Annotated in this window: 17 protein-coding genes; 11 read left to right on the forward strand and 6 right to left on the reverse strand. The window is 39.5% G+C overall.

Going from position 1 to position 23,036, the window contains the following annotated elements; translation table 11 throughout:
• The first annotated feature begins 29 nt into the window (after nt 1-29).
• From mtaB to AC1D0K_RS05810, 4 genes are read left to right on the forward strand one after another with little or no spacing between them, the layout of a single operon-like run.
• Nucleotides 30-1,352 carry a tRNA (N(6)-L-threonylcarbamoyladenosine(37)-C(2))-methylthiotransferase MtaB gene (gene mtaB / locus AC1D0K_RS05795; protein WP_477391602.1) on the forward strand — a complete coding sequence of 441 codons (1,323 nt, stop codon included), beginning with the start codon at nt 30-32 and terminating at the stop codon, nt 1,350-1,352.
• Between the two features lie 29 nt (nt 1,353-1,381).
• The gene (locus tag AC1D0K_RS05800; protein WP_295711725.1) at nt 1,382-2,548 is read left to right on the forward strand and encodes a prolipoprotein diacylglyceryl transferase; all 1,167 of its coding nucleotides are present in this window, start codon (nt 1,382-1,384) and stop codon (nt 2,546-2,548) included.
• A complete protein-coding gene (locus tag AC1D0K_RS05805; RefSeq protein ID WP_477391603.1) occupies nt 2,541-3,026 on the forward strand; it encodes a GtrA family protein in 486 nt (161 codons plus the stop codon). The genes AC1D0K_RS05800 and AC1D0K_RS05805 overlap by 8 nt, the downstream gene beginning before the upstream one ends.
• The gene (locus AC1D0K_RS05810; RefSeq protein ID WP_477391604.1) at nt 2,992-3,783 is read left to right on the forward strand and encodes an inositol monophosphatase family protein; all 792 of its coding nucleotides are present in this window, start codon (nt 2,992-2,994) and stop codon (nt 3,781-3,783) included. Before AC1D0K_RS05805 ends, AC1D0K_RS05810 begins: the two co-directional genes overlap by 35 nt.
• A gap of 207 nt (nt 3,784-3,990) precedes the next feature.
• Here AC1D0K_RS05810 and AC1D0K_RS05815 read toward each other — a convergent pair whose 3' ends face one another.
• Nucleotides 3,991-4,542, reverse strand: coding sequence for a NifU family protein (locus AC1D0K_RS05815; RefSeq protein WP_295711730.1), 552 nt, complete (start codon nt 4,540-4,542; stop codon nt 3,991-3,993).
• A gap of 222 nt (nt 4,543-4,764) precedes the next feature.
• A complete protein-coding gene (gene purB / locus AC1D0K_RS05820; protein ID WP_477442996.1) occupies nt 4,765-6,111 on the reverse strand; it encodes an adenylosuccinate lyase in 1,347 nt (448 codons plus the stop codon).
• Nucleotides 6,112-6,378: 267 nt separating this feature from the next.
• On the opposite strand from purB, the gene AC1D0K_RS05825 reads away from it, so the two are divergent.
• From AC1D0K_RS05825 to AC1D0K_RS05845, 5 genes are all read left to right on the forward strand, one after another.
• Nucleotides 6,379-6,990 carry a TetR/AcrR family transcriptional regulator gene (locus tag AC1D0K_RS05825; protein WP_295711734.1) on the forward strand — a complete coding sequence of 204 codons (612 nt, stop codon included), beginning with the start codon at nt 6,379-6,381 and terminating at the stop codon, nt 6,988-6,990.
• Between the two features lie 91 nt (nt 6,991-7,081).
• Nucleotides 7,082-8,404, forward strand: coding sequence for a TolC family protein (locus AC1D0K_RS05830; protein WP_477391606.1), 1,323 nt, complete (start codon nt 7,082-7,084; stop codon nt 8,402-8,404).
• A 35-nt stretch (nt 8,405-8,439) separates the two neighbouring features.
• Entirely contained in the window at nt 8,440-9,546 is a 1,107-nt protein-coding gene (locus tag AC1D0K_RS05835) for an efflux RND transporter periplasmic adaptor subunit (RefSeq protein ID WP_477391607.1), read from the forward strand.
• Nucleotides 9,547-9,572: 26 nt separating this feature from the next.
• A complete protein-coding gene (locus AC1D0K_RS05840) occupies nt 9,573-13,007 on the forward strand; it encodes an efflux RND transporter permease subunit (protein ID WP_477463018.1) in 3,435 nt (1,144 codons plus the stop codon).
• A 140-nt stretch (nt 13,008-13,147) separates the two neighbouring features.
• Nucleotides 13,148-13,633 carry a DUF4126 family protein gene (locus tag AC1D0K_RS05845; RefSeq protein ID WP_477442394.1) on the forward strand — a complete coding sequence of 162 codons (486 nt, stop codon included), beginning with the start codon at nt 13,148-13,150 and terminating at the stop codon, nt 13,631-13,633.
• On the opposite strand, the gene AC1D0K_RS05850 is transcribed toward AC1D0K_RS05845, so the two are convergent.
• Nucleotides 13,630-14,745: a mechanosensitive ion channel family protein gene (locus AC1D0K_RS05850; RefSeq protein ID WP_477391610.1), complete on the reverse strand. Its 1,116-nt coding sequence runs from the start codon at nt 14,743-14,745 to the stop codon at nt 13,630-13,632. The two genes, AC1D0K_RS05845 and AC1D0K_RS05850, sit on opposite strands and share 4 nt — an antisense overlap.
• Nucleotides 14,746-14,913: 168 nt before the next feature.
• On the opposite strand from AC1D0K_RS05850, the gene AC1D0K_RS05855 reads away from it, so the two are divergent.
• Entirely contained in the window at nt 14,914-15,534 is a 621-nt protein-coding gene (locus tag AC1D0K_RS05855; RefSeq protein ID WP_295711744.1) for a TetR/AcrR family transcriptional regulator, read from the forward strand.
• 218 nt (nt 15,535-15,752) lie between these two features.
• Here AC1D0K_RS05855 and treY read toward each other — a convergent pair whose 3' ends face one another.
• From treY to glgX, 3 genes are read right to left on the reverse strand one after another with little or no spacing between them, the layout of a single operon-like run.
• Nucleotides 15,753-18,437 carry a malto-oligosyltrehalose synthase gene (gene treY / locus AC1D0K_RS05860; RefSeq protein ID WP_477391611.1) on the reverse strand — a complete coding sequence of 895 codons (2,685 nt, stop codon included), beginning with the start codon at nt 18,435-18,437 and terminating at the stop codon, nt 15,753-15,755.
• A complete protein-coding gene (gene treZ / locus AC1D0K_RS05865) occupies nt 18,430-20,265 on the reverse strand; it encodes a malto-oligosyltrehalose trehalohydrolase (protein WP_477391612.1) in 1,836 nt (611 codons plus the stop codon). Before treZ ends, treY begins: the two co-directional genes overlap by 8 nt.
• Nucleotides 20,243-22,390, reverse strand: a complete 2,148-nt coding sequence (glgX, locus tag AC1D0K_RS05870) for a glycogen debranching protein GlgX (RefSeq protein ID WP_477442392.1) — start codon at nt 22,388-22,390, stop codon at nt 20,243-20,245. The genes treZ and glgX overlap by 23 nt, the downstream gene beginning before the upstream one ends.
• 204 nt (nt 22,391-22,594) lie before the next feature.
• On the opposite strand from glgX, the gene AC1D0K_RS05875 reads away from it, so the two are divergent.
• Nucleotides 22,595-22,960 (forward strand): response regulator, encoded by a 366-nt coding sequence (locus AC1D0K_RS05875; RefSeq protein WP_477391614.1) that lies wholly within the window; start codon nt 22,595-22,597, stop codon nt 22,958-22,960.
• Nucleotides 22,961-23,036 lie beyond the last annotated feature (76 nt).

Here is a 23,036-nt window from a genome sequence, read left to right on the forward strand (position 1 = left end):
CACAAATTGCTTACCTTTGCAGCTTTGAAATGAATAAGAAAGTCGCTTTTTATACTTTAGGCTGTAAACTGAATTACTCAGAAACCTCATCTATCGGCAGGCTGTTTAGCAAGGCTGGTTATGATACGGTCGAGTTTTCCGATACTCCCGATGTTTTTGTTATCAACACCTGTTCGGTCACCGAAAACGCTGATAAAAAGTGTAAAAAGATAGTTAAAGAAGCGCTTAAGATTTCACCTAACGCGTATGTAACTATTGTGGGATGTTATGCCCAATTAAAACCTCAGGAAATTGCCGAAATACCTGGTGTTGATATGGTGCTTGGTGCTGCAGAAAAATTCATGATCATTGATCATATTACCGATCTTACTAAAAAGCCCAAAGCTGTAGTTTATAACCAACCGGTAAGTGAGGCTAACCAATTTGTGCCGGCTTATTCTGTTGGTGGCGATCGTACCCGTACTTTCCTGAAAGTTCAGGATGGCTGCGATTATTCATGTACGTTTTGTACCATTCCTTTAGCCCGCGGCTCCAGCAGGAGTGATACTATCCAAAACGTTATTGAGCAGGCAAAGGAAATTGCTTTATCAGGAGTAAAGGAAATAGTGCTGACAGGTGTTAACCTGGGCGATTTCGGGATCAGAAACGGTCAGCGTGAAGATAAGTTCTTCGACCTGGTAAAGGCATTGGATGAAGTTGAAGGGATTGACCGTATCCGCATATCATCTATAGAGCCAAACCTGCTTACTGACGAAATTATTGCGTTTGTTGCTACTTCAAAACGGTTTGTTCCGCATTTTCATATTCCATTGCAATCAGGCTCAGATAAAATATTGGGTTTGATGCGCCGTCGTTATAAACGCGATTTGTATGTAAACCGCGTAGCCAAAATAAAAGAGCTGATGCCAGATTGCTGCATTGGTGTAGATGTGATTGTTGGTTTCCCGGGCGAAACCAGGGAAGATTTTATCGATACCTATAATTTTCTGAACGAACTAAACGTTTCATACCTGCATGTATTTACTTATTCTGAAAGGGAAAACACCCTGGCGGCCGAAATGAGTGGGGTAGTACCCGGTTCAACCCGTAACGACAGGAGTAAAATGCTGCATATTTTATCTGATAAAAAACGCAGGGCTTTTTACGAAACCCAACTCAATAAAAACGAAGAAGTTTTGTTTGAGCGCGATATAAAAGAGGGGTACATGCACGGGTTTACCCGTAACTACGTAAAGGTAAAAGTTAAGTATGATCCTATATTGGTTAACGAATTGAAAACGGTTTACTTAACAAATATTTCACCCGATGGTGACGTCGAAATAACAGAAGGCCAGGAAATATTAATGCATTAAAACATTATCTTCGCTTCAAAATTTAACCTATGTTTCCTACCATAACATCGCTTCTTCAATACCTTTTTGGCTTTAATTTACCATTACCTATTCAAACTTTTGGTTTTTTTGTGGCGATAGCTTTTATGGCAGCTTATTGGGCTTTTGCAAAGGAGTTTGATAGAAAAGAGAAACTTGGCGTAATTCATAGCTTTAAAAAAACTGTTACTATTGGCCAGCCAGCTACTGTTAATGAGTTGATAGGCAATGGGATATTCGGCTTTATTTTAGGTTATAAAATTATTGATGCAGTACTAAACTATCATCTGCTTTTAGATAACCCACAGGAGTTTCTTTTATCTACACGTGGCAATTGGCTGGGTGGAATTATAGGCGCGGCCGCTTTTGCTTACTGGGCCTATTATGAGAGCGATAAACAAAAGCTGGCTCAACCCAAAACAGAAGAAGTAACAGCTCATCCGCATGAATTAATGGGCAGTATTTTGCTATGGGCTGCAGTGTTTGGCTTTGCAGGCGCTAAATTATTTAATGCCCTTGAAAACTGGGGTGATTTTATGAAAGACCCGGTTGGCATGCTGATTGGCTTTAGCGGATTAACCTTTTATGGGGGCCTTATTTGTGGCGGTGCTGCGGTACTTTACATAGCCAAAAAACATGGTATTAAACCACTGGATATGCTGGATATTGGTGGCCCTGGTATGATGCTGGCTTATGCTCTGGGGCGTGTTGGCTGCCAGATGTCTGGTGATGGCGATTGGGGTGTTGTTAACCTTAATCCAAAACCACAATGGTTAAGCTGGGCTCCAAATTGGATGTGGTCGTTCAAATTTCCGCATAACGTTAATGATGAGGGAGTAGCCATGGTCAATTGCGTTGGCAAGTTTTGCCATGAATTACAATATCCTGTATACCCTACTTCATTTTATGAGTGTATAATTGGCTTGTTGTTATTTGCTTTTTTGTGGAGCATTCGCAAGCGAATAAAAAGTTCAGGTGTATTGTTTGGTATTTATATGATATTGGCGGGTGTTGAACGCTTTTTTATTGAGCTAATCCGTGTAAATACAAAATACCACGTAGCCGGCGTCAGTTTTACACAAGCAGAAATGATTTCATTGATTATGGTAATTGGCGGTGCTGCTTTAATTATAAACGGGTTAAAAAACAAAAAAACAGCTACTTTGCAGCATGGCTAATACAAAGCAGGCATACAGGCTTTTGGATAACCAGGTGTTCAGGTTTGTACTTTCGGCAGGTGCCGGTTTTTTGGTTGATATATCTGCGTTCTATCTCTTTTATCATAATTTACTGGTTCGGCACACTTACCCTATAGGCTCAATTACAGTTCGTAATTCCACATTGTCATTAGCCATATCGTTTGCGTTGGGAGTGATCGTTAATTTTTTAGTTACCCGTTACCTCGTTTTTACAGAATCAAAACTATCGGCACATAAACAGTTTTTTCGCTTTGCATCTGTGGCCTGCATTGGTTTCTTTGCAAATTTGTTGGTAATTAAGGTATTGATACAGTTTTTCGGAATCTATCCGCCTTTAGCACGTATCGGTGCCGCATTAAGCTTGTTTTTTGCAAGCTTTTTTATACATAAGGTATTTTCATTTAGCTTATCATTAAGACATCATGGCACTCACGAACATAGCGAACCAGGTAATTGAAATTGCTAAACAGGCAGGTGATTTTATTAGGCAGGAGCGTAAAACTTTTGATTCTGATAAAATTGAATATAAAGGACTCAACGATATGGTATCATACGTTGATAAAACTGCCGAGCGAATAATAGTTGAAGGCCTAAGGAAAGTATTGCCCGAAGCCGGCTTTGTTACTGAAGAAAAAACCACAACCACAATTGGAGAACGTTATAACTGGATAATTGATCCGTTGGATGGAACCACCAATTTTATACATGGATTACCGGCGTTTTCGGTAAGTATAGCATTGAAGGAGTATGACGAACTGGTGTTAGGGGTAGTATATGAAATAAACCAGGATGAATGTTTTTATGCCTGGAAAGATGCACCTGCTTATTTAAATGGCAAGGAGATAAGCGTAAGCAAAAACACAACAGTAGGCACCAGCTTATTGGCAACAGGTTTTCCATATTATGATTTTGGGAAGCAGGCAGCATATATTGAACTATTTGCCGAGCTTATGAAAAGCAGCCATGGGTTAAGGCGCATAGGTTCTGCAGCCGTTGATCTGGCTTATACCGCCTGCGGTAGGTTTGATGCCTTTTATGAATATAATTTAAACGCCTGGGACGTGGCGGCAGGTATAGTAATTGTAAAGCAAGCCGGAGGCCAGATAGTAAATTTTAAAGGTGGAAGCGAAGTGCTGGAAACAAGAGAGTTGCTGGCAACTAACGGAAAGATAACCGAAGAACTGTTAACTTCTATTCAAAAGTACTTCAAGTAAAAGAGGAGTAGGGATCTTAATAAACACCAATTTTAACAAGCACGAATTTTAACAAACACGAATTTCACGAATAAGAACGAATTTTTTCAAATGAAAAAGGCACAAATTTAATCGAACACAGATTAGTGTAAGTCGATTAAGTTTGTGCCTTTCATGTATCTGATCAATTCGTGCAATTCGAATAAATCAGTGTAATTCGTGTCTATCTTATAATGCTTCTGATACCACTTCGGTAACTTCGGGCACCATACGTTTAAGCAGGTTTTCGATGCCGGCTTTAAGTGTTATGGTTGATGACGGGCAACCACTGCATGAACCACGCAGCTCAACGGTAACCACACCTTCGTTAAATGAACGGTAAGAGATAGCGCCACCATCCTGCTCAACAGCCGGGCGAACGTAATCATGTAAAATCTGCTGTATTTTAACTTCAGTTTCAGAACCTTCAAAGTTTGTTTCTTCAGATTGCTCTTCTAATTGGATCTTCAGTTCTGATTCAACCGCGCCTTTTACAAATTCCTTCATAATAGGCTCAACATCTGCCCAGTCACTATCATCAGTTTTGGTGATAGTAACAAAGTTACTGGCGAAAAAAACACCGTTTACAAAAGAAAACTTATATAATTCTTTAGCGAAAGGTGATTTTTCGGCACTCTCTTTTGTAGCATAGTCGGCACTGCCATTAATTAGCAACTTGTTCACTATGAACTTCATAGTTGCCGGGTTTGGCGTTGATTCTGTATATACGTTGATATTCATCGTGAATTCTATATTTAAAATGGAATTAACAAATTTAAGTAGCTTTTTTGTTTAAATGCAATAGTTAACGTGTTATGACGGGAAGATTGCAAATGTGCAAACATGTAAAAAAAGTGCGTCATTGCGAGGTGCGAAGCAATCCCCTGCTTACAGAGAAGCTTTGTAAATCCGCTCTGTATCGTTTGGGATTGCTTCGTACCTCGCAATGACGGGTTTTTAGAATTAAATCCCGGTATAATTTAATGGTGTTATTTGCTTTAATTCACTCTTAACTTCATCACTTATATTTAACGTATCAACAAACTCCGATATTGTTTGAGCATTTATCTGTTGGTTTGTACGGGTTAAGTCTTTCAGTGCTTCGTAGGGGTTAGGATAACCTTCACGTCTTAAAATAGTTTGGATGGCCTCGGCAACAACGGGCCAGTTAGCTTCCAGATCGGCAGTGATGGCGTCCTGGTTAAGTAATAGTTTGTTTAAGCCTTTGATAGTTGATTTTATCGCAATCAAAGTATGGGCCACCGGTACGCCTATATTACGCAGAACGGTTGAGTCGGTTAAATCGCGCTGAAGTCTTGATATTGGCAGTTTAGCAGCCAGGTGTTCAAATAAGGCGTTGGCGATACCTAAGTTACCTTCGGAGTTTTCAAAGTCAATTGGGTTTACCTTATGTGGCATGGCTGAAGAGCCAACCTCGCCGGCTTTAATTTTTTGCTTAAAGTAATTCATGGATATATATGTCCACATATCACGGTCAAGATCAATCAATATATTATTAATCCTTTTCAGGGCGTCACACTGAGCGGCAAAATTGTCATAATGCTCAATTTGAGTGGTGAATTGTGAGCGGCTTAATCCTAAAATGTTATTTACAAAATGGTTGCCGAAAGCTTTCCAGTCTTTACCCGGATAAGCTATATGGTGTGCATTGAAGTTACCTGTAGCTCCGCCAAATTTTGCCGAATAATTAACCGATTTTAATAAGACTAATTGTCCTTCTATACGTTCAATAAACACTTCAATCTCTTTACCCAAACGTGTAGGCGATGCTGGTTGCCCGTGGGTATGTGCAAGCAAGGGGATTTGTGCCCAGTCGGCTGCGTAGCTTTTTAAGGTATTAACCAATTCGGTTATAGCGGGGTAGTAGGTATTGTTGATGGCCAGCTTAAAAGTATAAGGAATAGCTGTATTGTTTATATCCTGCGAGGTTAATCCAAAGTGTATAAACTCTTTATAAGGGTCAAGACCACCTAATTTATCAAACTCATTTTTGATGAAATACTCCACCGCTTTAACATCGTGATTGGTTGTTTTTTCAATCACTTTAATGCTTTCAGCATCCACTTCAGTGAAATTTCTGTAAATGTCGCGTAACTTTTCTGTTAGATTACTATCAAATTGTTGTAGCTGAGGTAAAGGATATTCAACCAATGCGATGAAATATTCTATCTCAACAAATACACGATACTTGATGAGGGCAAATTCTGAAAAGTAACCGGCAAGTTCAGCAGTGGTGTTTCTATAGCGGCCATCAATTGGCGAAATTGCTGAAAGTGGAGTAAGGGTCATATAAAATATAAATTTTTGCAAAGATAAGAAAATAGATGTGCAGATATGCAGATGACAGATATGCAGATTTTAAATGAACAAATTAATTTGCGTTTGGATGTCCAATTTGCTGATGATCGATAGTTAATAGAATAAAATCGTACGGCAATCATCTGTACATCTGGAATTTGAGATCTGCACATCTGCAACCTTTTGTCTGAGAAAAGTAATTTCGTTTGGAAACTTTGAAATCATAAAATGTTTCCTTAGTTTTGACCAAGAAAGTCAATGAGTCAAATAGAGAGAATAATACACGGGGGCGAAGAGCTGTTTTTAAAGGCAGGCATCAAAAGCGTAACCATGGATGATATAGCCAAACATTTGGGTATGTCGAAAAAAACCATATACCAGTTTTTTAAGGATAAGAATGAGCTTGTAACAGCACTGGTAAAAAAGAAGCTCAAAGAAGATGAGGAGGAAATGGTTGAATACATCAGCAAATCTGCCAATGTGATTGAGGAGATGATTGCCATGACCAAGTGTTCAGAAGAGATGTTTTCAAGGATCAACCCGATAGTGATCCATGATATGCAAAAATATCATCCGGAGGCCTGGGCCGAATTTCAGCGGTTTAAATCAGAGGTTTTAATAAGTACACTGGAAGAATTGTTAACAAAAGGTATTAAGCAGGGTTACATCAGATCTGAAATTGATGTAAGGATAGTTGCCCGGATGAGGGTAAATACAGTTGAGTTGGGTTTTAATACCACCATTTTCCCTGTAGCCGAATTTAATACCTGGAAGGTGCAGGTGCAGTTTTTAGATCATTTTAACTATGGTATTTGTACACTTAAAGGTTACAAGCTTTTAAATCAGTATAAAAATATAAAGGAAGAATAAAAGTCTGCTGACATACGGCTGTCACAGATGGCAGGGATATTTGAGGCCGTAAAGTGTATTAAATAAAAAATCAACAACAACAATATATACAATGAAATATTTACTTTTTACGGCAACATTTTTTTGTGCCATAGCTATTAAAAGCTATGCCCAGGAAACGCCACCTAATAACCAATCTTTCAATTTTAGCGTACAGGACTGTATAAATTATGCTTATGAACATCAGGATTCAGTGGTGAATGCCAAGCTTGATGTTAAAAGTGCAGAATATAAGGTTAAAGAAACAACAGGCATAGGTTTGCCACAAATAAGCGGGCAAGCTTCATTTCAGGATTATTTGAAAACCCCTGTTGTAATATTCGGCGGAAATAAATTTAGTATTTATCAAAAGTATAGTAACAACTTTGGCTTAAATTTAAATCAATTGTTATTTGATGGTACTTACCTGGTAGGGTTGAAAGCCTCAAAAACCTACAAAGAGCTTTCACAGCGCAGCTATACGCGATCAAGAATTGAAGCAAGCGTGAATGTTACTAAGGCATATTATCAGGCACTGGTAAGTAATGAGCAGGTGAGGTTGCTTGATGCTAATATAGCTCAGCTTAAACAACAATTTGATCAAACAGTGGCTCAAAATAAGCAAGGCTTTGTTGAGAAAATTGATGTGGATAGAATAACTGTGCAATACAATAACTTAATTACTACCCGCGAAAATACTTTGCGTTTATTGGTTTTGAATTATCAGTTCCTGAAATTTCAAATGGGTATGCCAATTGAATACGAAGTAACGTTAAAAGATAGACTACAGGATATAAACCTTAATGAAAGTGTTAACGATATTGCAACAGACACTACATTTTACCATAAGAGAATTGAATATGGTTTGACTGAAACTTCCCTGAAATTAAATGAACTTGACTTAAAACGTAAAAAGGCACAGTTTTTACCTTCTTTATCATTTAACGCAAGTACTGCCGTTAATTATCAGGATAATAGCTATAATAAATTATATAATACAAGCTATCCTTCAACATTTATTGGGCTTACTTTAAATGTGCCCATCTTTAGTGGAGGCCAACGTATTAACCAGGTTAGGCAATCCCAGATCAGTGTATTGAAGTCGAAAAATGATCTTACAAACGTAAAGAATGCATTGAGCCTGCAGGCCAGCCAGGCACGTATAACTTTTATCAATGGGTTACAATCACTTAATAACCAAAAAAGTAACCAAACGCTTGCCCAGGAAGTTTTAAGGGTATCCAAAATTAAATATCAACAAGGCGTAGGCTCAAGTATTGAAGTTACACAAGCTCAAACATCACTTGAAGATGCTGATAATAAATACATACAAGGCCTTTATGATGCCCTTGTAAGTAAAGTTGATCTTGATAAGGCATACGGACGTATTCAATAAAACAATATAACTAAACTCACTATTATAAAAAAGACATGAAAAAAATATTATACATACCGGTCCTGGTTCTTTTAGCGGCAGCTTGCACCAACAAACCAAAAGACAAAAAGACGGAGCTTGCCGACCTGCAGAAACAACAGGCTGATATAAATTCAAAAGTAGCCAAGCTGCAATCGGAGGTTGGTTCCGCTGATTCGGGTAAAACTACTGATGTAAGCACTATTGTTATTAAACAAGTCACTTTTACTAACTACGTACAATTGCAGGGTAAAATTGATGCGCAGGATAACGTTACCGCGTATCCACAGGCTTCTGCAATTATTACGGGCCTGTTTGTTAAACCTGGGCAGCATGTAACTAAAGGGCAGGTACTTGCACAATTAGATAACAGCGTAATGCAACAAAATGTAGCGCAGTCTGAAGCGCAGGTGGAATTAAATCAGACTTTATACAATCGTCAAAAAAATCTTTGGGATCAAAAAATAGGTACCGAAGTACAGTTTTTACAGGCCCAAACAACATTGCAAAGTAGCAAGAAGGCTTTGGCTGGTTTAAAACAACAAGCAGGTTTATACCGTATTGTATCGCCAATAAGTGGTACTGTTGACCAAATGGATCTTAAATTGGGCCAGGTAGCAAGCCCAGGTCAAACAGGTATCCGTGTTGTTAATGCTGATGTTTTAAAGATAAAGGCCGATGTGCCTGAATCTTATTCAGGAAGTGTAAATACTGGTAACGAAGTGAAAATTTTAGTACCCGATGCAAAGGATTCATTAGTTACCAAGGTAACATTTGCCGCCAAGGTGATTGATCCAACATCAAGAAGCTTTGGTGTTGAAATTAAGTTGCCTGTGCGTAAAACCTTACGCCCAAATATGACAGCCATTATTCAAATAGCTAATTATGCCAAGGCAAACGCAATTGCGATACCTGTTAAAGCCATCCAAAAATCAGAAGATGGAGATTTTGTTTACATTAATGAAAATGGAATTGCTAAAAGAGTTAATGTTAAATCAGGAACTACTTATGGCGGGCAGACTGAAATACTTTCAGGCTTGAAAGCCGGCGATCAGCTGATAACAGAAGGGGCTTCAGATATTGAAAATGGCGATAAGATCAAAGTTTTACAGAGTGCTAATTAATTATATTAACAATTGATCTGTCAATTATGAAAGATTCAACTAAAGAATTCGGGCCCTCAAGCTGGGCCATTGATAATAAAACTGCCATATATGTGCTCATAATTTTGATCACAGTATTGGGGTTGATCAGCTATAACAATCTGCCAAAGGAGAACTTTCCGGATATAGCGCAATCTAAAGTATTTGTTACCACAACTTTTGCGGGCCAATCTCCTCAAAACATCGAGAACCTGGTAACAAGGCAAATTGAAAAGCAGCTAAAGTCATTAAAGGGACTTAAAAAGGTTACTTCAAATTCGGTACAAAACGTATCTATAATAACAGCCGAATTTCAGGCTAATATTAAAATTAAAGATGCCAAAATTGATGTAAAAGATGCTGTGGATAAAGCCAAACAGGATCTGCCTCAAAATGATAATAACCTTAAGGAATCTGTTATATCTGATATAAACGTAGCCGATCTTCCAATCTTATATATCAATATATCCGGCGACTACGATCTCAAGAAATTAAAAGAGTATGCTGATCTTTTGAAGGATGAGATTGAAGGCTATAAGGAGATTTCGAAAGTTGATGAGGTTGGTGCTTTAACGCCCGAGATACAGGTGAATGTCGACCTGAATAAGATGGCCGCAGCACAGGTTAGCTTTAATGATATTACCCAGGCAATTGGTAACGAAAATATTTTAACAACCGCGGGTACTGTAAAAACTGATGGTATTCGCCGTAGTATTGATATTAAACAGGATTTTAAAGATGCCCAGGAGGTATCTGAAATGGCTATTCGTAACCCCAAGGGACAAGCAGTTTATCTGCGCGATATTGCCGAAATAAAAGACTCGTTTTTAGAACAGGAGAGCTATGCACGTTTAAAAACGCCAGAAAATCCTAAATTTAAAAATGTAATTACCCTTAACGTAAGTAAAAGGGCAGGAGAGAACCTGATCCAGGCATCTGATAAGATCAATGAGCTGATCAAACTAAAACAAAAAACAGTTTTCCCTAAAGGATTAAATATTACGGTAACAGGAGATCAGTCGGACAAGACGCGTACCACACTTAATGACCTTATCAACACCATTGTAATTGGTTTTATATTGGTTACAGTTATCCTGATGTTCTTCATGGGGACAACTAACGCTATTTTCGTGGCATTATCTGTACCGCTATCGTGCTTCATTGCATTTTTAATAATGCCGGCCATTGGGTTTACACTAAATATGATCGTGTTATTCTCGTTCCTGCTGGCTTTAGGTATTGTGGTGGATGATGCCATTGTGGTAATTGAAAACACGCACCGTATTTTTGATAACGGAAAAATACCCATTAAACAGGCAGCTAAAATGGCAGCAGGCGAGGTATTTCTCCCCGTGTTTTCAGGTACCATGACCACATTGGCGCCATTTGTTCCGTTGGCATTCTGGAATAGTTTGATTGGGCACTTTATGTTCTTCCTGCCAATAACACTTATTATTACCTTATTGGCATCGTTAGTGGTGGCTTATATCATGAACCCGGTTTTTGCGGTTGATTTTATGAAACCACACTTTAAAGGCGAACATGATAATCCTAAATTTGATAAGAAAACCTTACGTGTATTGCTCATTTTGGCGGTACTTGCCATACTTAGCTATGGGTTGTTTTTCGCGGGTATATGGACTATGGGTATGGGCAATTTACTGGCGCTTGCTATTGTGCTTTACCTGTTAAACCACTTTGTGTTATTAAGGATAATAGACAAGTTTCAAAACAATGTATGGCCGCGTTTTCAAAAATGGTATGCCAAATGGTTGGAGCGTGCTGTTAAAAGGCCTGTAATAGTGCTGTTGGGTACATTTGCACTGTTTGTGTTTGCTATATTATTGATGGTGGTAAGAGGCAAAACGCCTGAGTTTTTCCCGTCTGGCGATCCAAACTTTGCATACGTTTACATCACTATGCCTATAGGTACCGACCAGGCTACTACCAACGAGGTAACTAAAAAATTGGAGCAGCGTGTTGCACAGGTTGTTGAACCTGATAAGGATATTGTATCATCCGTAATATCAAACGTTACCAAGGGCGTAACCGACCCTACTGATGAAGATCAGGGCGATTATCAAAATAAAGGTAAAGTAACCGTTGCATTTGTTGAATTTGGTAAACGTAACGGTAAGGATACCAAGGAGGTTTTGCGAAAGATTCGCGCAGCTGTTCAAGGCGTACCAGGAGCTAAAATTGCTGTAGCACAGGAAAATAGTGGTCCGCCGGTACAGAAAGATATTAGTATTGAACTAATAGGCGATAACCTGGATTCGTTGGTAAACACCAGCAATCGTTTAAAGAGTTACCTGGCTAAGCAAAATATTGCCGGTATTGAAAACCTGGTTGCCGACGTTCAAAACGATAAGCCAGAAATTGTTTTTGATATTGACCGTGAAAGGGCTAACCGCGAAGGTATCAGTACATCGCAAATAAGTCAGGCTCTTGGTACGGCCATTTTTGGCGCCAAAGCAGGCGATTTTAGGAATACCAAAGAAGATGATTACCAGATAAAGGTAAGGGCATTGGAACAACAGCGTGGTAATATAGATGAGTTACGCAACATGAAAATAACTTATCGTGACCTTGCCACCGGTGGTGCCATACGCCAGGTGCCTATATCGGCATTTACTGATATAAGGTATACCAATACCTATAGTAACATTAAGCGTAAACAACAGCGCAGGGTATTAACTTTAGGTTCAAGCGTAATTAAACCGTATAATGCCAACGAGGTAAATGCTAATATCTTAAAGGCTATAGCCAACTTTAAAAAATCTGATGATATCATCATCAGGCAGGGTGGTGGCCAGGAAGATCAGCTGGAAGCGGTTACTTTCCTTGGTGGTGCACTTGCTACCTCTTTTGGGCTTATCCTGATCATTTTAATGATCCAGTTTAATTCCATCGGTAAAACATTCATCATCATCAGTGAGATCTTCTTTAGTATCATTGGGGTGTTATTGGGTGTAAGTATCTTTGGCATGACCATGGCTATAGTTATGACGGGGGTAGGTATCATCGCTCTTGCCGGTGTGGTGGTCCGAAACGGAATCTTGCTTGTAGAGTTTACAGATATGTTGATAGAGCAGGGTGCAAACGTTCATGATGCCGTAGTTGAGGCAGGACACACCCGTATGACGCCAGTTTTATTAACGGCCACTGCAGCCATATTAGGTTTAATACCATTAGCTGTAGGCTTTAATATCGATTTTGTGGAGATGTTCACACACTTTAAGCCACATATTCACTTCGGTGGTGATAACGTTGCCTTCTGGGGACCGTTGGCCTGGACAATGATATTTGGTTTAGGTTTTGCAACCGTTATTACTTTAATCCTTGTGCCATGTATGTATCTTATCCGTCACAACCTTAAGGCAAGGCTTTTTGGTAAAAAAGAAAAGAAACATATAGAAGTATTAGAAGCCGAGACCGTTTAATAGGTAAAATCATAAACAAATAGCCGCATGCTGAAAAGTGTGCGGCTATTTTGCTTTAAAGGGGTCTGATTTATGTTTTTAATTAGAACATAATGAGATGTGTATAGTTTTATATGTATAACAAACATCAAACGTCAATTATGGAACTCAAAATATCACATCCCTTTTGGCAGGTTATTGGTCTTGGAGCCCTGGCCGGTATGCGCTCAACATCGGCACCGGTTATTGTCAGTCATATATTAAGTCATCACCAGTCAAAAAAACTTGATCATTCACCTTTGCAGTTCATGCAATCAAAAAATGTGGCGCTTGCATTGAAGATTTTAGCCGTAGGCGAAATAATAGGCGATAAATTACGTTCGGCACCCAATCGTATCAAGCCTGCCGTACTTGCCTTCAGGATGCTTTCGGGAGCGCTTGCCGGTGCAAGTGTTTATAAGGCAACTGGCGGTAAAGTTGCAATGGGCGCTTTAATTGGTGGAGCGGCTGCTTTTGCTTCCACATTTGGTAGTTATTTTCTGCGTAAAAATGCGGTTAAAACCAGTCATGTTATTGACCCGATTGTAGGCGCTATTGAAGATGCGCTTGTAATTGGCAGTGGAGTTGAAATATCAAATGCAGCTTAATTATCAGTTTTAGGCTGCAAGTATTTTTCAAGATTGCTAACCTCGGTACGAATTCTTGGCAAACTACCCGGGTAATTCTGTTGGATAAAGGTTACCAGGTTTTCCCTGATGTAGCATCTCAGGTCAAACGCATCGGATGAATTGTGTGCACTCATCAGTACGCGTACTTCAATATTGTTTTCTTTGGTATCGGTAACCTGCACCACTTTAACTTTCTTATCCCAAAGCGGCGATAGCTCAATCAACCGGTCAAACTCTTTACGGATAGCCTCAAGCGGAATGGTGTAATCCACATATAAAAATACTGTTCCCAATATTTCGGACGAAGATCTTGTCCAGTTTTGAAAGGGTTTTGTAATGAAATAGTTGATGGGAAGAATCAACCTGCGTTTATCCCATATATTCAACACTACGTAAGTTAGGGTTATTTCCTCCACGCGCCCCCATTCGCCTTCAACTACTAAAACATCATCAATCCTGATGGGTTGTGTAAACGCTATCTGGAAACCGGCCAGTAAATTTCCTAAAGAGTTTTGCGCCGCGAAACCTACAATAATACCACCTATTCCCACACCGGTTAATAAGCCTGTGCCAATTTTACGCATACTTTCAAAACTAAGCAGGATGATAGCTATGGTAACAAATACAATTACAACCACTAAAAACTTACGTATAAATTGAATTTGTGTGCGCACTTTGCGCTCCACCAGGTTGTCGGCTTTATTAAGATCGTAGGTGTGATAGATGTAATCTTCTAAAATCCGGATGGAGCGTACAAGAATGCCTGCAAAAGATATTGTCAGTAAAATTTCAATTGTTTTATCAAGCGGAGTAACATAAATTTTATCCATCCTCATGATGGGGATAAAGAGATTTAGCAAAAATAATGGGATAAAGTAAGTTATAGCGGGGCCTAAATTGATTATCACCGACCTAAAAAAGGAGTAGGATTCTTCCTTTTTAGCGTAAAATTTGAATAAGAGGGTAACAATATACTTTATAATCAGCCCTGCAAGGATAGCTATTACAGCTATCAGGAAATTCCATACTATGGCTGGAAGTTGTTGGGAAAAGTCAAGCAGATCAGGGGGTAACCTGTTTTCGATATTCATGTTATTTTATATTAATCAACATTAGTTAAATACTACGAATGTAAAATTGTTTTAACAACACGTAACGAAATGGGGGTTGCCATATTTATATGTAGATTTTTTGATAGATTTGTTTAAAAAGTCAGGAATTTAGGTTGCTGATTACAGATTGTATAATTTATATAACAAATGGCTGCAGTGAATGACCATCAGGATATAAAAAGGGAAAAGATTTTAGAAGCCTCATATGAGCGATTTTTACATTATGGTTATTCAAAAACCACGATGAATGAAATTGCCGGGGACCTCTCTATGTCGAAAGCTTTGCTGTACTATTATTTCCCTGATAAAAGCCAGTTATATATAGCTGTAATGCGTAAGCTGGCTAATGAATACTTAAAGTTGCTTGAAGATAACATTGATACTTTTAATAATTTAAAAGAAGCCTTTGTTTTCCAGATCAATACTCATCATGATTTTATTGTAAAGAATTATAATTTCTTCGATTTTTTCAGGCTTAATGAACAAAATTTACCGGATACCATTTGGGAAATTGTTGAACAAGTGCACAAAGCAGAACTTACTTTGTTGAGTAATGCCGTTAAAGTTGAAATTGAAAAGGGCACTATAAAACCTATTGAAAACTCCGAAGAGGTAGTTGACCTGCTTTTAGATGCTATGCATGGTATCAGGGTGGGTGCCGTGTCTCAAAAGAAATCCAGTTTTCCGCGTAAGGAACATCTCGAAGAAATTAGAAGCAAAAAGCTATTGCTTACTGATATATTCATAAAGGGTTTAATGTATTGCTAATACAATCGATTAAATTCAATTTGTGCTGTGTCAGTACCCCGTAAAAATGATGGGTGGTCGATAAAGTCCCAGTATATTATAGATACCTTTGTTTAAACATTTAATTAATAGGCTCTTGTAAAAGTATCTATATATTATTGTTATAACTTCCTATTTAATAAGAGGTGATTGTTTTAGAGTGATTTAGCCGGATGGAGATTTATTTCCATCCGGCTTTTTTATAGTTTAATATTTTTAAGCAAGGCAAAGGGCACCTGGTCCAATATGATGTTCATTTTGATAACCAAATTATGCTCTGATGCTTTGTCGCATAATAGATTATGCCATTTTAGTGGGGCCTTAACAGGCAATTCTATATGTGTATCTTCCCAATTGATGGAGCCTGGGGCGTGGTGGTCTGGGCTTATTTGATCCAAATGAAGAGGTATAATCACTATGTACCAATCTTCGTGATATTGCCGGGCAAAGGCCATTACATTTTTCTCGAATTTTCCTGTAACTGTCAAGGGTATATATAAGCCTTTTTCAAAAGTTATGGAGTTCTTTTTTCGCTCACCAAACAGTAATTGAGTGAGCCAGAGTTTGATATTGGCATTTTGCCTTTTATTCCATAGCTCATCAAAGGAGACATTATCTTTAGTTAGTTGGTTTAAATTATTGGCTCTTAATTCATAATCCACCGGGCGGCGGTTGTCTGGGTCAACCATGCTGAGGTCCCAATATTCGCAACCCTGGTAAACATCCGGCGTGCCGGGGCAAGTGAATTTTAGAATAGTTTGCGCTAATGAGTTTATAATGCCATAATCAGCGATTTTATTTAGCAATGGTTGAAAGCTGTCATTGAAATCACTTTTTGGTTGCAGTATTGATTCAATGAATCTTTTACAACTTTCTTCATATTCTTCATTTGGCTCTGCCCATTGTGTATGGCGTTTAGCTTCGCGCAAACCTTTAATCAGGTATTCTTGCAGACGGTTTAAGAAGTCGTCATCTTCCCCTGGCATGGGGAAACTTCCGGTTATGCTTTGGTAAAGAAGATATTCGTCGTTGGCATCGGGTGCACCATCAGTTTTAAATTTGCTGTTAATATTTTGCCAGTGCACGACCATTTTTAACCAATCCTCAGCAAGGTCAGTTAAAACATTTAATCTCGCCCTTACACCTTCGCCTCGTTTAGTATCATGAGTTGATGTCGCATTAATAGCCAGCGGATATTGCTGGTGTCTTTGAATCATCGCATTGTGAAATTCATCTACCGATAATCCGAAAGTTTGTGGCGTATCACCAACTTCGTTGTGGCCGATAAACCGGTCATAGGTATACATTAGGGTATCTTCTACTCCTTTGGCCATCAGCGGGCCTGTAAATTGCATACAGCGTTGATAAAACTGGAGTATATGCTGGCTCACACCATCATCATTTTCTTTAATCAATATGTTTTGCAACAGATCTGCGCCTTTTTCAAGTTCCGGCTTAGCATCACGGATACTTTTAAATATTTCTGTAACCGCTTTTTGTTCATCAAGTGGCAGGGGGAAACTATTGCCATAATATCTGTAAACCGGGCACCTGATCAAAAATTCGGCTATTACAGTTTTGATGTCATTTGTTTTTATTGCATCCTGATCTGCAAGTTCCAGATCACAAAATAACTGGTACAGGTTTTCCAGTTCGCCGGCCATGTGCTCATGTAAAATGAGCGACTTCTTATTAAAAATCGCTTTGGTTATAGGTTGTTTTTCTTTAGTAAGCTCGCGGTAAAAATCTGCAAAAGCTTTTTTATTTTCTGTTTGGGTAAACAGGTTGTTTATTGCCGCCAGGAAATCATAGCCCGTACTGCCTTGTACCGGCCAGCTATCCGGAAATTTTTCGCCGTCTTCCAATATCTTTTCTACTACAATATAGGTTTCGCTGCCGGTAAGTGCGCGCAGGCGTTCCAGGTATTCGGCGGGATCATACAATCCGTCGATATGATCTAAACGAAGGCCCTGTACAATGCCTTTATCCAGCAATGATTTAATCAGTTCATGGTATTTATCAAACACCTTTGGAAGTTGCATGTTGAGGCAGATAAGTCCATTCACCGTAAAAAATCTGCGAAAATTGATCTGCTTTTCCGTCTTCTGCCAAAAGCATAACTGGTAGTATTGCTCGCTTGATATTTGCTGCAATAATGATGTATCCTTATTTATTTTATCAATAGATGCCTGGATGGATTTTTTTGTATCATCATGTTTATAAATGGAAGCCAGTTGTTCTTTCAATTCCATAAACCGGATACCGAAAGAAATATTATCATCTGCTTGCTGCAGTTCCTTTGCCTCTGCAATTAACAGCGTAATCAATTCATTAGGTTCTTCTGCAGTTTGCAGAATGGTTATATAGGCATGCAGATTCAACGGGTAATACTGTTCACCGTATGTAAAAGCAAAACTATTTTCTTTAAAAACTATTTTAATCTGCCCGTCTTTTAATGCATCTTCAAACGGTTCGCCTAAAAAAGGAACCATTAGTCGGCTATTATAGATCGGAGCCGACCAAACGATGTCAAAAAAATCAACGTATTCAGATCGTTTGCCTTTCTCCAGCACATCCATCAGCCATTTGTTGTTTTGATGATAGGCCATATGATTAGGCACTATATCCTGCAGCCAGCTGATGTTGTGTTTTTTAAGTGTTTTGCTAATTGCTTCCAATTCCTGCAAGGTGCCAATCTCCGGGTTGATGACCAAGGGATTAACCACATCATAACCGTGTGTGCTGCCCGGCGCGGCTTCAAAAATAGGGGAGGCGTATAAGGTGCTGATCCCCAACTGTTGGAGGTAAGGAATAATCGCCTTTAAATGATTAAAGGTGAAGTTTTTATTGAACTGGATCCTATACGTTGCAACGGGGTTATGCATAATATTGAGTATATATGAGTATAGACTCTGGTGGTAGCTGCATATTGCCTGTACTTATAATCTCTGCAGAGGCTATTGGTCCGTTCCATTTAGGCTCGGCGGAATCAAACAGTTTTTGCCATTGGTTTATTCCATCGGGGATTTTTATATCCTGATATAGCCTGGAGAAGTTTAACAGGCTAAGTGTTTTTTGCTCTTCGGTCCATCGTTCAATCATTAATGTTTGAGTTGTTTCATCAACGGTGACACTTATATTTTCGCGATTAGTGCTTTTAATAGCTGGCTGTCGTTTTTTTAGTTTGATAAGGCTTTTGTAATACCGCAGCATTACATTGTGTAATCCCTTATCTAATAAGCCCCAATTTAGTTTGGAGCTTTCAAAAGTGGATAAGGCCTGCGGGTCTGGAGCTTGCCCTTGTGAATGGAAATCGGCAAATTCTTCTTTACGGCCTTTTCGCACAGCTTTAATCAATTTTTCGTCGGTATGGCTTACAAAAAACTGGAATGGGTTAGGTTCGCTCCATTCCTCGCCCATAAATAGCATCGGTAAAAACGGGCTAACCATAACCGCGCCTGCCATTAGCTTTTGCATCTCGAAACTAAACAATTGGCTTGATCGCTCTCCAAGCATCCTATTTCCCACCTGGTCATGGTTTTGGGAAAACACCACAAATTGTTGCCCGTTGATACCCTCGGTTGTTGTGCCGAAGGTTTTTTGTCGTTGTTGGGAATATTGCCCGTGATATACATATCCGTTTTGGTAAGCGATTGCTAAATCGGATATGCCATTAAAATCTGTGTAATAACCATTACGTTCACCACCAGCTGTTACGCGCAAGGAGTGGTGAAACTCATCTATCCACTGTGCGTTAAAGCCATAGCCGTCTTTTTGAATGGGGTTAATATAACGGATGTCGTTCAGGTCGCACTCAGCTATCAGGTAATGGGTTCTTCCCGATTCTTCCATTAGTTGGGCCACGTGCTGATTGATCTCCCGTAAAATATGGTTCGGACTAAAGTCTCGTATGGCGTGTACGGCATCCATGCGCAGGGCATCTACATGGAAATCCCGAAACCACATCATTACATTCTCCATAAAATATCGTCTTACTTCGTCGCAACCTGCATCATCAAAATTGATAGCACTGCCCCAGGGGGTATGATATTTATCTGTAAAATAGGGCCCGAAATTTGCAAAATAATTACCCTCCGGCCCCAGGTGATTATAAACAACATCCAGAATAACAGCTAAACCTTTGCTATGGCAGGTGTTGATCAATTGCTGTAAACCCGCCGGGCCTCCGTAGCTATTTTGTACAGCGAAGGGGAAAACGCCATCGTACCCCCAGTTTCTTTCTCCTGGAAACTGCGAAACAGGCATAAGCTCAATTGCTGTAATGCCCAGTTCAACCAAATAGTTCAGTTTGTCCTCGATGCCTTTAAATGTACTGGTCTGGGTAAATGTGCCGGTATGCAGCTCATAAATAATATAATCGGCAAGCGGGATATTTTGCCATTGAGTATCAGTCCAGTCAAAAGCTTTTAAATCAAATGCTTCTGATGGGCCGTGTACACCCTGGGGTTGAAGTAACGAAGCCGGATCTGGTAATTGTTTACCATCTACCTTAAACCAATAGTTTTCACCGGGCTCAAGGTGATTGGTTTTCAATGTCCAATAGCCGTATTCTTCTTTAACTAAAGAATGCTCAAGCACATCTAACTTTAGTAAAACCTCACCTGCATTTGGTGCCCAAACCCTCACTTCTGCAAATCCGGGATCATTAAAATTAATACCTAATGTTCTGTTATTGGTGTTTTGTTTCGCCATTGTGAATCAGTTGATGCTGAAGTAATACAACGGATCGTCCTTCAACTTGTATGGTATCTTTTGCTTTAAATTTGCCTTTTACCTTTTCGTTAGGGTTTTTATGTGTGTCGATAATTAACTCCCAATCCTTGGCGTATTCCTTTGCCGGTAGCTTGTAGCTAAGTGGTTCGTCATGAGCGTTAAATATTACGTAAAAGCTATCGTCAATTACTTTATTTCCCTCTGCATTTACGCTATGTAGTCCTAAACCATTTAAAAAAATGGCAACTGATTTGGCAAAGTCATGATTCCAGTTATCCTCACTCATTTCAGATCCATCTGGCAAAAACCAGGCAATATCAGCTACTCCGCTTTTTGTTTCAACCTCGCCGTTAAACCAGTTTTTCCTTGAAAATGCAGCATGCTCTTTTCTAAGTTTTATGAGTTTACGGGTAAATTGCATTAAATCTTTATCCATGGTTTCCCAGTTGATCCATGAAATTTCATTATCCTGGCAATAAGTATTGTTGTTTCCCTTTTGGGTGCGGCTCATTTCGTCGCCTGCCACCAGCATTGGCACCCCTTGCGATAGGAATAATGTTGTTAAAAAATTGCGCTTTTGTTTTTCGCGCAATTCATTGATGTTTTCATCGTCGGTTGGGCCCTCAACGCCGCAGTTCCATGAGCGGTTGTGGCTTTCGCCATCATTATTATCCTCTCCGTTGGCTTCATTGTGCTTTTCATTGTATGATACAAGATCATTTAGGGTAAAGCCGTCATGAGCGGTTACAAAGTTGATACTTGCCGTCGGGCGGCGGTATAGTTTGTACAGATCAGAACTGCCGGTTATGCGGTCGCCAAATTCAGCCAGTGAACTTTCCGTACCACTCCAGAAATCGCGGATGCTGTCCCTGTATTTGCCGTTCCATTCGCCCCATCCCGGCGGAAACTTGCCAACCTGGTAACCACCTTCGCCAACATCCCAGGGTTCGGCAATTAGTTTTACTTGCGATATGCACGGATCCTGGTGAATAATATCAAAAAAAGCACTCAGGCGATTCACCTCATGCAATTCGCGGGCAAGTGTAGCGGCAAGGTCAAAGCGGAAACCATCAACATGCATTTCCAGGATCCAATAGCGCAGACTATCCATCATCAGGCGCAGCACATTGGGCAAATTGGCATTAAGTGTGTTGCCTGTACCGGTGTAGTCCATGTAAAATCGTTTGTCTTCGGTAAGGCGGTAATAAGAGGAGTTGTCAATGCCGCGGAACGATAAGGTAGGGCCCATGTGGCTACCTTCGCCGGTATGATTGTAAACCACATCAAGTATCACTTCAATACCCGCCTTGTGCAATTCCTTTACCATAGTTTTAAACTCCCTTACCTGCTCACCCTGCACTCCGCAGGAAGAGTACCTGCAATCAGGAGCAAAAAAGCCCATTGTATTGTAGCCCCAATAATTGGTAAGGCCGTTTTCAACCAGGTGTCTGTCGTTTAAAAAGTGGTGCACCGGCATTAATTCAATGGCAGTTATACCCAGGTCCTTTAAGTATTTAATAGTTACAGGGTGTCCAATAGCCGCGTACGTACCCCTGATGCTCTCAGGTATTTGGGGATTCATTTTGGTAAAACCCTTTACATGCGCTTCATAAATAACCGAATTAAAATATTCAATGTCAGGAGGTTTGTCGCCTTCCCAATCGAAATTATGATCAATAACTACTGATTTTGGAACAAAGGCTGCATTGTCGGTCTCGCTAAAGCTAAGGTCTTCATCCGGGCTGCCAATTTGGTATCCGAATAAAGAATCGTCCCAATTGATAGTTCCGGAAATTGCCTTGGCATAAGGGTCAAGCAGCAGTTTATTAGGATTAAAGCGGTGTCCATTTTCGGGTTCATAGGGGCCGCTCACCCTGTAGCCATAAAGCTGCCCGGGTTTTAAACCGGGGATATAAACATGCCATATCAGTTCAGAGTATTCGGTGATTTGTATTCTTTCTGATTCAATTTCGTCATTAGGAGCGTTAAACAAACAAAGTTCAACGCCAGTAGCATTCTCGGAATATAGTGTGAAGTTGACGCCCTTACCATCCCATGTAGCGCCAAGCGGGAATGATTTACCGGGGTATGTTGTAATTTTCATATGCGATTAGGGGGTATTAAATTTCATATTACACCAATTAAATTAAAATCAGGTTGATTTGTTTGGCGATATACCATATTTTGTTTTTCCATGTTGATAATCAATGTGAAACCTGAATTTTATGGTTGCCTTTTGTGTAAATAAGTTAATTTGTAATTGATAGTTTTGCTGAGTAAATTTGTGTATCTACTTAAAACCAAACCTATGAGCAAAAAAATATTTGTTGTGGAAGACGATTCAGACTTGTCTGAAGCTATACAGGTCGTCCTTAGAGAAGAGGGGTATTGCACCGTTGCATCTCTTGATAAAAACTCCATCAAAGGAGTGATTCTTCATATGCCAGATCTTGTTTTGGTTGATAATAAACTAAAGGACGGCTTTGGCAGCGAACTATGCCGGGCCATAAAACAGCATCCGTTAACCAGTCATATCCCGGTTATACTGATATCGGGATATCCTGATCTTGCAGATATCGCTAAAGCCTGTGGGGCTGATGCCTGGTTAAGCAAGCCATTTGAATTAACTGCACTAACCAACCTGGTCGGCCATTATGTAAAGCATGCGGCTTAATCGTTAAGCAATATCCAAACCATTTTTACAATAAAATGGTTTGGATAAATGCATTGAATGAGGCTTAAATTTGTTT

It is taken from the genome of Mucilaginibacter sp. P1_A3 (assembly GCF_056406855.1).